Raw genomic sequence first — 11,066 nt, 5'->3', positions numbered from 1 at the left:
ACACCACACCCCTAACACTCTCCCCCACCCCCACCCTCTCCCGATCCGCGCGCCCCCCTCTGGCCCCCGGCCCCCGGCCGGGCGCCCGGCCGGGGGCCCGCAGGCGGCAGAAGGCGGTACGGCAGGCGCCGTGACCGCCGCCCCCTGCGCCGCCCGCGACGGGCGGCGGCAGGCGGGGCGCGACAGCTTCTTCACGTGCAGAAGGCAGACTCTAGAGAAAGTGGATTCCCGATATGCCGAGGCTATGCAAGCCGTCAGTGCGTGTGCCGGAATACGTCATCACCGCCGAAGAGACGATGGAATTCGCCGAGAAGGCCCACGCCGGGAAGCCGCAGCTTCCCCTGGCGCTGCGGCTGATCCGCAACACGGGGGTGCAGAAGCGGCATATCGTGCAGCCCATCGAGCAGACCCTGCGCCACCCGGGCCTGACCGAACGCAACCGCATCTACGAGATCGAGTCCAAGAAGCGGACCCCCGAGGTCGTCGAGGAGGCCCTGGCCAACGCCGAGGTGGCCGCCCGTGACATCGACGCCATCATCTACGTGTCGTGCACCGGGTTCCTGATGCCCTCGCTGACCGCCTGGCTCATCAACCAGATGGGCTTTCGCTCCGACACCCGCCAGATCCCCATCTCCCAGCTGGGCTGCGCGGCGGGCGGCGCCGCGATCAACCGCGCCCACGACTTCTGCGTGGCCCACCCCGGCAGCAACGTCCTGATCGTCGCCTGCGAGCTGTGCTCGCTGTGCTACCAGCCCGACATGGACGACATCGGCTCGCTGCTCTCCGACGGCCTGTTCGGCGACGCGGTCGCCGCCGCCGTGGTGCGCGGCCGCGGCGGCACCGGCATCGAGCTGGAACGCAACTCCTCCTACCTCATCCCCCACACCGAGGACTGGATCTCCTACTCGGTGCGCGACACCGGCTTCCACTTCCAGCTGGACCGCCGGGTGCCCGGCACGATGGAACCGCTGGCCCCGGTGCTGCGCGAGTTCGCCGCCGGCCACCGGTGGGACGCCTCCAACCTCGACTTCTACATCATCCACGCCGGCGGGCCGCGCATCCTGAGCGACCTCGCCAAGTTCCTCGACGTGGACCGCAAGGTCTTCCGCCACAGCTGGTCGACCCTGACCGAGTACGGCAACATCGCCAGCGCCGTCGTCCTGGACGCCGCCCTGCGGCTGTTCGAGGAGGACACCCCGATGCCCGACGCCACCGGCCTGATCGCCGGCTTCGGCCCCGGCATCACCGCCGAGATGGCCCTGGGCCGCTGGGCCGGCGACCCCCCGCCCGCCGCCGGCTGACCCCCCCCGCACCCGCACCCCCGCACCTCCGCACCCGCGCGCCCCGCGCCCGGTGCCCCGCCTCCCGGGCGCGGGCCCGTGCCGTGCCGTGCCGTGCGAGATGCCCGTAACCGACGGCTTTAAGGAAACCCACACCCATGACAGGCAGCCTGATCGTCCCGCCCGGCGGGGGACGCACGCTGGTCACCCCGGCGCAGGAGGTGACCTTCAAGGCCACCCAGGCGCAGGGCTCGGCCGTCTCCATCTTCGAGGTGGTCGTGCCGCCCGGCTTCGACGTCGGCGCCCACGTCCACCACGAGTCCCAGGAGTTCTTCTACGTCCTTGAGGGCGAGCTGGACCTGATGTGCTTCGAGCCCACCGAGCGCACCACCGACACCTGGCACCACTGGCGCTCCGCGAGCGGCGAGCGCGTCGTCCGCGCGAGCGAGGGCGGCTGCATGTTCGTGCCGCCCGGCACCCCGCACGCCTTTCGCAACGCCACCGACAAACCGGTCACGATGCTGTTCCAGAGCTTCCCCTCACCCGACCACGAGCGCTACTTCGAAGAGATCGCCGAGATCTGGGCGCGCGGCAGCACCATCGACCCGGGCGCCGTCGAGGAGATGCGCACCCGCTACGACATCGAGGAACTCACCCCCTTGCGCTTCACGCCGGCCGCCCCCCAAGGACAGGGAGAGTCCACGCCATGAGCCCCGCCATCCCCCTGGTCCACGCCAGCCTGGGCGAGCAGGAACTGGCCGCCGTCGCCGAGGTGTTCGCCTCCGGCTGGCCCGCCGGCCAGGGCCCCCGGGGCAAGGCCCTGGAGGCCCAGCTCAGCCACCGCTACGGCATGGACGCGGTCGCCCTGAGCAACTGCGGCGCCGCCCTGCACGTGGCCCTGCTCGCCCTGGGCGTGCAGGCCGGCGACGAAGTCATCGTCGCCGACTACACCTTCCCCGCCCCCGCCCACGCGGTGCGCTACCTGGACGCGGTGCCCGTCTTCGCCGACGTGCGCCGCGACACCCACACCGTGGATGTGCAGGCGGTCGCCGACCTCATCACCCCGCGCACCACCGGCATCATCGCGGTGGACACCGTCGGCCTGCCCGCCGACTACCGCGAACTGAACGACCTGGCCCGGCGCCACGGCCTGTTCCTCATCGAGGACGCCGCCTGCGCGGTCGGCGCCACCTACCAGGGCCGCCAGGCCGGCGCCCTGGCCCCGGTCTCCTGCCTGTCCTTCCACGGCCGCAAGGGCGCCACCAGCGGCGAGGGCGGCGCCCTGCTGGCCGCCGACGCGGCCATCACCGCCGACGCCCGGCTGCGCTCCTCCTTCGGCATCGGCAGCATCTTCGACCAGTCGAAGATCGTCGGCCTGCCGGTGCCCGAATTCACCGAGATCGGCTACAACTTCAAACTCTCCGACATCGCCGCGGCCATCCTGCAGGTCCAGCTCGGCCGGATCGAGGAACTCCTTCGGCGCCGCACCGCGGTGGCCGCCCGCTACGGCGAACTCCTGGCCGGCGAGGACCTGCTGACGCTGCCGCAGGTGCCCGCCGACCGCACCCACGCCTGGCAGTCCTACCTCATCACCCTGGACGCCCGCGTCGACCGGGCGGCGCTCGCCGCCGACCTGCGCGGCCAGGGCATCGGCTGCGGCCACGGCACCTGGGCCACCCACCTGCAGCCCGTCTTCGCGGGCAAGCAGAGCTGCCCCGTCTCCGCCGACCTGTTCGCCCGCCACCTGGCCATCCCCATGCACGCCGAACTGACCGACGACCAGATCGAACAGGTCGTCACGGCGCTGCGCACCGCCCTTCGCACCCACGCGGCCCCCGCGGGCCGGGGAGGAACCGCATGAGCGAGCACCCGCCCACCAGCAGCACCGGCACCACCAGCAGCACCGGCACCACCAGCACCGGCACCGGCACCACCGCCGGCAGCGGCGGTGCGGGCCCGGACACCGGCCCGGACACCATCCTGCGGCTGATCAACGGCTACTGGTCCACCGGCCTGCTCGGCGCCGCCGCCGAGCACCAGGTGTTCACCCACCTGGAGAACGGCGCCACCAGCGCCGCCGCCCTGGCCCAGCGGGCCCAGATCAGCGAACGCGGCGCCCAGACCCTGCTGGACGGCCTGGTCAGCATCGGCCTGACCGACCTGGCGCAGGGCACCTACCGCAACACCGCCGCCGCCTCCGCCTACCTGGTCAAGGGCCGGCCCGCCGACCTCTCGGCGATGGCCCGCCTCAAGCTCACCCACATGGGCAAGCTGGCCGCGCTGCCCGAGGTGGTCCGCGCCGGCGGCCCGGTCAGCGACCCCACCACCGAAGTCGCCGACAACCCCCACTGGGGCGAGGTCGTGCCCGCCATCGCCGCCCAGTCGGTCCCCGCCGCCGCCATCGCCGCCGACGTCCTTGGGCTCGCCGACGCCGGCGCCCTGTCCATCCTGGACGTCGGCGGCGGCTCGGGCATCTACTCCGCCACCTGGCTGGAGCGCAACCCCGCCGCCCGCGCCACCCAGCTCGACTGGGAACCCATCAACGCCATCGCCCGCACGATGCTCGCCGAACGCGGCCTCGCCGACCGGTTCACCTGCATCGACGGCGACTTCCACACCACCGACTTCGGCACCGCCGCCTACGACGTCGCGCTCTACTCCCACATCGCCCACCAGGAAGGGCCCGAGGACAACGTGGCCCTGTTCACCCGCCTCAAGGACGCCCTCACCCCCGGCGGCGCCCTGGTGGTGTGCGACTACGTCGTCGACGACGACCGCAGCGGACCGGCCTTCCCGCTGCTCTTCGCCTCCGAAATGCTCCTGAAGTCCCAGCAGGGCGGCACCTGGCGGCGCGCGGACTACCACGCCTGGCTCACCAAGGCCGGCTTCAGCGACATCACCTTCCACGCCGCGCCGCCCGCCACCCTGGTCATCGCCCGCTAGCGGCCCGCCCGCCCCGCACCCGCGCCCCCGCACCCGCGCACCAAGGCACACGCAGCAAGGCACAACGAAAAGGACAGCACCGTGGAACCTGTGAACGTGGCAATCATCTACTACAGCGCGACCGGCACCGTGCACACCCTGGCCCAGGCCGTGGCCGAGGGCGCGGAGAAGTCGGGGGCGAACGTGCGGCTGCGCAGGGTCGCCGAGACCGCCCCGCAGGCGGCGATCAGCGCCAACCCGGCCTGGGTGGCGCACCGGGAGGCCACCGCCGGCCTCGACGAGGCCAGCCACGACGACCTGGCCTGGGCCGATGCGGTGCTGTTCGGCACGCCCAGCCGGTTCGGGAATCCCGCCAGCCAGCTGCGGGCGTTCATCGACACCACCGGACCGCTCTGGTTCGCCGGGAAGATCGCGGGCAAGGTGTTCTCCGCGTTCACCGCCAGCAACACCGCCCACGGCGGGCAGGAGTCGACGATCCTGGCGCTGTCCAACACCTTCTACCACTGGGGCGGCATCATCGTGCCGCCCGGCTACACCGACCCCATCCAGTTCCAGTCCGGCAACCCCTACGGCACCTCGCACGTGGCCGGGGACGGCGCGCCGGGCGAGGTCGCCCTGCAGGCCGCCCGCCACCAGGCCCGGCGCGTGGTGGACACCGCCGCCGCCCTCAAGGCCGGCCGCGCCGCCGCCTGAGAGCAGGCCGCCGCCCCGGCACCGAATACCCGCCCCGGCACCGAATACCCGGCCCGGCGAACCAGCCGGCACCGGCCGCGGCCGGTGCCGCACAGCAGGGACGGGGCGAAGCCGGGGGCACAGCCGGCTGCGTGGTCCGGCCCGAGGGGGCGCCCCCGGCGCCCCGGCGCGGCCCAGACGGCCCGCCACCCCGGCGCCGGCACGGGCCCCGGGGCGAACGGCTCCGCCTCGCCCGCCTCATGTCCTTCGACGACGCAGCCCCGCGCAATGTGAGGCCGCCGCGGAAAAAAGATGTGACCACCCGCCCGGGCCGCCGCACCGGCGGCACCCGAAGGGGCGCCGCGCCGGGCCGCCACCAGGCCCGCCCGGCCCACCGCCCCCCGGCCACGCCCGGCCCACCGACCCCGGCCACGCCCGGCCCGCCGAATCCCGGCCACGCCCGGCCCACCGACCCCGGCAAAGGAGACAGCCCCGATGAAGGGCTCCACGGTCTACCGATCCATCCAAAAGCGCGGCCTGCACCTCGGCCTCCTGCCGCAGATGGCCGCCGCCGTCAACGGCTCGACGCCCATCACCCTCGACCACGACCTGGACGCCCTGCCCCACGCGGGCCGGCGCCTGACCGTGGCGGAGTTCGCCGACGCCGTGGACGACCTGGCCGGGCGCCTGTGGGCGGCCGGTGTACGGACCGACGAACACCTCGTCATCCACAAGAGCGCCAACGCCGACATCTGGATGCTCGGCGCCGCCGCCTCCCGCATCGGCGCCGTCCCGGTGATGCTCTCGCCCGCCCTGGACGCCGACACCGTGGGCGCCCTCATGCAACGGGTGGGCCGGCCCACCCTGCTCACCGACACCCGCAAACTGCAGGGCGGCCTGGACCAACTGGCGCTGGCCGACCTCACCCGGCGGGTGATCACCGTGGCCGGCGAGCACCCCGCGGCCCAGTCCCTGGCCGCCCTGGCCGGCGCCCCGCGGGTGGCCCCCGTGGTCCGCCCCCTCGACGACGCCGCCGTCATCACCCACACCTCCGGCACCACCGGACTGCCCAAACTCGTCGTGCACACCCCCCGCACCCAGGGCATCCGCCTGCTGCCCCAGTGGCGGCTGCTCTCCCTGATGCGCCGCAAGGACCCCGTCGCCATCCACATCCCCTTCGTGCACTCCCGGATGGTCGCCGCGATGTCGCTGGCGCTGCTGAAGGAACTGCCGGTCCTGCTCCTGAACGACTCCGACCCCGACAGCATCGCCGAGCAGTTCGCCGCCCACCGGCCCGGCTTCGTCGAGGCCCTGCCCAACTCCCTGATGGACTGGGAGGACCTGGCCGGCGACCCGCGGCGCCCCTTCGCCTCCGTGAAAATCTTCAGCAGCACCTTCGACGCGATCCACCCGCGCACCATGAGCCGCCTGCTGCACTCCTCGAAGCGCTCCGGCGCCCTCTTCTTCCAGATCTACGGACAGAGCGAGGTCGGCCCCGCCGTCGGCCGCGCCTACTTCCGCGGCTCCGCCCACAAGGCCAACGGACGCTGCGTGGGCTGGGCGATGCCCCTGGGCGCGGCCAGGGTCCGCGTCGTCAGCCGCGACGGCCGGCCCCCCACCCAGGACAACCCCGGCTTCATCGAGGTCGCCTGGGAGGGCCTGGCCAAAACCTACTTCGCCGAACAGGACCGCTACACCGCCAACCGCAACGGCGCCTGGTGGCGCACCGGCGACGTCGGCTACCGCACCCGCCTGGGCTGCCTGCACATGCTCGACCGCGAAGTCGACATGATCGAAGGAGTCGCCAGCTCCCTGGAGGTCGAGGACGTGGTCCTGGGCCGGCTGCCCGAACTGAGCGAACTGGTCGTCGTGCCCGGCCCCGGCGACCGGCCCGTCCCCGTCATCTGCACCACCGACGACACCCCCCTGGACGCGGCCCGCTGGCGCGCCGCCGTCACCGACTTCCCCCAGCTCGCCGCCCCCGTCCAGCTCACCCAGGCCGAACTCCCGCGCACCGCCACCCTCAAGGTCCAGCGCCTGGCCCTGGCCGACCACCTCCACCAACGCCTCACCGACCCGGCCTGACCGCCGGGGGAGCGGCCCCGCACGGGGGACGAGGCCGGGACGGGGCGGGGCCGTACGCACTGCCCCGCCCCGGTCCCGGCCCCGCCCCGTGGCCGGCGCCCGGCCCGCACCGGGGCGCCCCGGGGCGCCCCGCGGTGCCCCGCGCCCCGGCGTGCAGCGCCCTCGCGGCGCAAGGCATCGCGCACCGCGCCGCTGCCCAACCCGGCCCGGCCCAACCCGGCCCGGCGCGGCCCGCCCGCCGCCGCGCCCCCTGCCGCCCGAACCCGGGACGCCCCGCGCACCGGGACGCCGGCCCCGCGCCGCGCCCCGGCGCCCACACCGCGCACGCGCGGGGGAGTCGCGAGACGGGCGGCCCGCTCCGGCGGCCGCCCCCGGCACGCCGCAGCCCCTGCCGCCCGCCCCCGTACCCGAAATCTCCTGCACCGGCCCGGACCAGCCCGACCACACGACCGCCCGGCCACACGACCGCCCGGCCACACGACCAGCCCGGCCCGGCTGCCCGGCCGCCCTCGTCCCTCCCGCCCTCGTCCCTCCCGCCCTCGTCCCTCCCGTCCCCGGGGCGGCCCGCCAGACCCCCGCCCCGCCCCGCACCCCGCCCTTTCCTTGCAACCCGTCACCTCTTTCTGCCCTGGAGAGTCATGTCCCGTCGCCTGTTCACCTCGGAGTCCGTGACCGAGGGCCACCCCGACAAGATCGCCGACCAGATCAGCGACACCGTCCTGGACGCCCTGCTCAGCCAGGACCCCGCCTCCCGCGTCGCCGTCGAAACCCTGATCACCACCGGCCAGGTGCACATCGCCGGCGAGGTGACCACCACCGCCTACGCCGACATCGCCACCCTGGTCCGCCAGAAGATCCTCGAGATCGGCTACGACTCCTCGGCCAAGGGCTTCGACGGCGCCTCCTGCGGCGTGTCGGTGTCCATCGGCGCCCAGTCGCCCGACATCGCCCAGGGCGTCGACGCCGCCTATGAGAACCGCGTCGAGGGCGAGAGCGACGCCCTGGACCGGCAGGGCGCCGGCGACCAGGGCCTGATGTTCGGCTACGCCACCGACGAGACCCCCACCCTGATGCCGCTGCCCATCGAGCTGGCCCACCGCCTCTCCCGCCGGCTGACCGCGGTCCGCAAGGACGGCACCGTCCCCTACCTGCGCCCCGACGGCAAGACTCAGGTCACCATCGAATATGAGGGCAGCCGGCCCGTGCGCCTGGACACCATCGTGGTCTCCTCCCAGCACGCCGCCGACATCGACCTGGACGAGCAGCTCACCCCCGACGTGCGCACCCACGTCGTCGAGCACGTCCTGGCCCGGCTCGCCGACGACGGCATCAAGCTCGACACCGACGACTACCGCCTCTTCGTCAACCCCACCGGCCGCTTCGAGATCGGCGGCCCGATGGGCGACGCCGGCCTGACCGGCCGCAAAATCATCGTCGACACCTACGGCGGCATGGCCCGCCACGGCGGCGGCGCCTTCTCCGGCAAGGACCCCTCCAAGGTCGACCGCTCCGCCGCCTACGCCATGCGCTGGGTCGCCAAGAACATCGTCGCCGCCGGCCTGGCCGCCCGCTGCGAGGTCCAGGTCGCCTACGCCATCGGCAAGGCCGAACCGGTCGGCCTGTTCATCGAGACCTTCCAGACCGCCACCGTCCCCCAGAGCGCCATCGAAGAGGCCGTCAGCCAGGTCTTCGACCTGCGCCCCGCCGCGATCATCCGCGACCTGGACCTGCTGCGCCCGATCTACGCCCAGACCGCCGCCTACGGCCACTTCGGCCGCGACCTGGCCGACCTCACCTGGGAGCGCACCGACCGCGCCGACGCCCTGCGCGCCGCCGCCGGCACCGGCTGACCCCCGCGGCCCCGGGGTGGCGCCGGCCCGCACCGGCGCCCCCCGCCCCCCGCCCCCCGCCCCCCGGCCCCCGCCCCCCGGCCCCCGGCCTGCGGCCTGCGGCCGCGCCGGCCGGCCGCCCGCCGCCCCCGCCGCCCCACCACGCTTCAAGGGAGTGCTTTTCTCGTGCGTATCGCCGTGACCGGCTCGATAGCGACCGACCATCTGATGGTCTTTCCCGGACGCTTCGCCGAACAGCTGATCAAGGAGCAACTGGAGCGGGTCTCCCTGTCCTTCCTCGCCGACCGGCTCGAGGTGCGCCGGGGCGGCGTCGGCGCCAACATCGCCTTCGGCCTGGGCCTGCTGGGCCTGCGCCCGCTCCTGATCGGCGCGGCCGGCCGGGACTTCGCCGACTACCGCGCCTGGCTGGACGAGCACGGCGTGGACACCAGCGCGGTCCAGGTCAGCGACACCCTGCACACCGCACGCTTCGTGTGCACCACCGACCAGGACCAGAACCAGATCGCCACCTTCTACGCCGGCGCCATGGCCGAGGCCGCCCGCATCGACCTGGCCGCGGTCACCGCCCGCGCCCCCGCCCCCGGCCTCGTCCTGATCGGCGCCGACGACCCCGCCGCGATGGGGCGCCACACCGCCGCCGCGCACCGCCTGAACATTCCCGTGGCCGCCGACCCCTCCCAGCAGCTGGCCCGCCTGGACGGCCCCCAGGCCCGCCGGCTGGTCGACGGCGCCCGCTGGCTGTTCACCAACGAGTACGAGGCCGCCCTGCTGCTGGAACGCACCGGCTGGAGCGAGCCGCAGCTCCTGGAGCGGGTGGGCACCTGGATCACCACCCTGGGCGCGGGCGGCGTCTCCCTGGCCCGCGCCGGCTGCCCCCGCCTGAGCGTGCCCGCCGTGCCCGCCGCCGTGATCGCCGACCCCACCGGGGCGGGCGACGCCTTCCGCGCGGGCTTCCTGGCCGGCACCGCCTGGCAGCTGCCCCAGGAACGCGCCGCCCAGCTGGGCTGCGCCCTGGCCACCACCGTGCTGGAATCGGTCGGCACCCAGGAGTACAAGCTCCTGCCCGCCGACCTGCTCACCCGCCTGGAGCAGACCTACGGCCCGGCCGCGGCCCGCGCCCTGAGGGACCCGATCGCGGGCACCGCATGAGCACCGAGCAGCGCCGGCGCGCCGACGCCCTCCGCGAGGCCCTGGCCACCCGTGTGGTGGTGGCCGACGGCGCGATGGGCACGATGCTCCAGGCGCAGGAGCCCACGATGGAGGACTTCCAGCAGCTCGAGGGCTGCAACGAGGTCCTGAACGTGACCCGCCCCGACATCGTGCGCTCGGTGCACGAGGCGTACTTCGCGGTCGGTGTCGACTGCGTGGAGACCAATACGTTCGGCGCGAACTTCGCGGCCCTGAACGAGTACGACATTCCCGAGCGGAACTTCGAACTGTCCCAGGCCGGTGCCCGCATCGCCCGCGAGGTCGCCGACGAGTTCACCCGCGCCACCGGCCGCCAGCGCTGGGTGCTGGGCTCGATGGGCCCGGGCACCAAGCTGCCCACCCTGGGCCACCTCGACTACGCCACCCTGCGCGACGGCTTCCAGACCAACGCCGAAGGCCTGATCGCCGGCGGCGCCGACCTGCTGATCGTGGAGACCACCCAGGACCTCCTGCAGACCAAGGCCGCCATCCTCGGCGCCCGCCGCGCCCTGACCGCCACCGGCACCGACCTGCCGCTGGTGTGCTCCCTGGCCTTCGAGACCACCGGCACCATGCTCCTGGGCTCCGAGATCGGCGCCGCGCTGACCGTCCTGGAGCCGCTCGGCATCGACATGATCGGCCTGAACTGCTCCACGGGCCCCGCCGAGATGACCGAGCACCTGCGCTACCTGGCCCGCCACTCGCGCATCCCGCTGCTGTGCATGCCCAACGCGGGCCTGCCGGTGCTGACCAAGGACGGCGCGCACTTCCCCCTGGGGCCTGAGGGACTGGCCGACGCCCAGGAGCACTTCGTCCGCGACTACGGCCTGTCCCTGATCGGCGGCTGCTGCGGCACCACCCCCGAGCACCTGCGCCAGGTCGTCGAGCGCGTCCACCACCTGACCCCGCCCGCCCGCACCCCGCACCCCGAACCCGGCGCCGCCTCCCTCTACCAGACGGTGCCCTTCCGCCAGGACACCGCGTATCTGGCGATCGGTGAGCGCACCAACGCCAACGGGTCCAGGAAGTTCCGCGAGGCGATGCTGGA

9 protein-coding genes are annotated in these 11,066 nt (G+C 74.0%); all 9 read left to right on the top strand.

The window, feature by feature from the left end:
• The first annotated feature begins 233 nt into the window (after positions 1–233).
• Positions 234–1,301 (top strand): type III polyketide synthase, encoded by a 1,068-nt coding sequence (locus tag ABZ953_RS38925; RefSeq protein ID WP_361734214.1) that lies wholly within the window; start codon positions 234–236, stop codon positions 1,299–1,301.
• A 137-nt stretch (positions 1,302–1,438) separates the two neighbouring features.
• Positions 1,439–1,990 (top strand): cupin domain-containing protein, encoded by a 552-nt coding sequence (locus ABZ953_RS38920; protein WP_361734212.1) that lies wholly within the window; start codon positions 1,439–1,441, stop codon positions 1,988–1,990.
• Complete coding sequence (locus ABZ953_RS38915; protein WP_361734211.1) at positions 1,987–3,141, top strand: DegT/DnrJ/EryC1/StrS aminotransferase family protein; 1,155 nt, start codon at positions 1,987–1,989, stop codon at positions 3,139–3,141. The genes ABZ953_RS38920 and ABZ953_RS38915 overlap by 4 nt, the downstream gene beginning before the upstream one ends.
• Positions 3,138–4,223: a class I SAM-dependent methyltransferase gene (locus ABZ953_RS38910; RefSeq protein WP_361734209.1), complete on the top strand. Its 1,086-nt coding sequence runs from the start codon at positions 3,138–3,140 to the stop codon at positions 4,221–4,223. The genes ABZ953_RS38915 and ABZ953_RS38910 overlap by 4 nt, the downstream gene beginning before the upstream one ends.
• 81 nt (positions 4,224–4,304) lie before the next feature.
• A complete protein-coding gene (gene wrbA / locus ABZ953_RS38905; RefSeq protein WP_361734207.1) occupies positions 4,305–4,916 on the top strand; it encodes an NAD(P)H:quinone oxidoreductase in 612 nt (203 codons plus the stop codon).
• A gap of 474 nt (positions 4,917–5,390) precedes the next feature.
• Positions 5,391–6,980 carry a class I adenylate-forming enzyme family protein gene (locus tag ABZ953_RS38900; RefSeq protein WP_361734205.1) on the top strand — a complete coding sequence of 530 codons (1,590 nt, stop codon included), beginning with the start codon at positions 5,391–5,393 and terminating at the stop codon, positions 6,978–6,980.
• A gap of 638 nt (positions 6,981–7,618) precedes the next feature.
• On the top strand, positions 7,619–8,830 hold the full coding sequence (metK, locus tag ABZ953_RS38895; protein ID WP_361734203.1) for a methionine adenosyltransferase: 1,212 nt from the start codon (positions 7,619–7,621) through the stop codon (positions 8,828–8,830).
• 165 nt (positions 8,831–8,995) lie between these two features.
• Positions 8,996–9,979, top strand: a complete 984-nt coding sequence (locus ABZ953_RS38890) for a carbohydrate kinase family protein (protein WP_361734201.1) — start codon at positions 8,996–8,998, stop codon at positions 9,977–9,979.
• On the top strand, positions 9,976–11,066 hold a 1,091-nt coding region (locus tag ABZ953_RS38885), incomplete at its 3' end, for a homocysteine S-methyltransferase family protein (protein WP_361734199.1). The genes ABZ953_RS38890 and ABZ953_RS38885, both read left to right, overlap by 4 nt.

The organism is Streptomyces sp. NPDC046465, from assembly GCF_040646035.1.
Lineage (GTDB): Bacteria > Actinomycetota > Actinomycetes > Streptomycetales > Streptomycetaceae > Streptomyces.
The sequence above is the reverse complement of the archived record's forward strand: the minus strand, read 5'-3'. Positions and strand labels throughout refer to the sequence as shown.

Bases quoted from the DNA above. Each gene is read 5' to 3' on its own strand.
- ABZ953_RS38925 (WP_361734214.1), top strand. From the start codon at position 234: ATGCCGAGGCTATGCAAGCCGTCAGTGCGTGTGCCGGAATACGTCATC.
- ABZ953_RS38920 (WP_361734212.1), top strand. From the start codon at position 1,439: ATGACAGGCAGCCTGATCGTCCCGCCCGGCGGGGGACGCACGCTGGTC.
- ABZ953_RS38915 (WP_361734211.1), top strand. From the start codon at position 1,987: ATGAGCCCCGCCATCCCCCTGGTCCACGCCAGCCTGGGCGAGCAGGAA.
- ABZ953_RS38910 (WP_361734209.1), top strand. From the start codon at position 3,138: ATGAGCGAGCACCCGCCCACCAGCAGCACCGGCACCACCAGCAGCACC.
- ABZ953_RS38900 (WP_361734205.1), top strand. From the start codon at position 5,391: ATGAAGGGCTCCACGGTCTACCGATCCATCCAAAAGCGCGGCCTGCAC.
- metK (WP_361734203.1), top strand. From the start codon at position 7,619: ATGTCCCGTCGCCTGTTCACCTCGGAGTCCGTGACCGAGGGCCACCCC.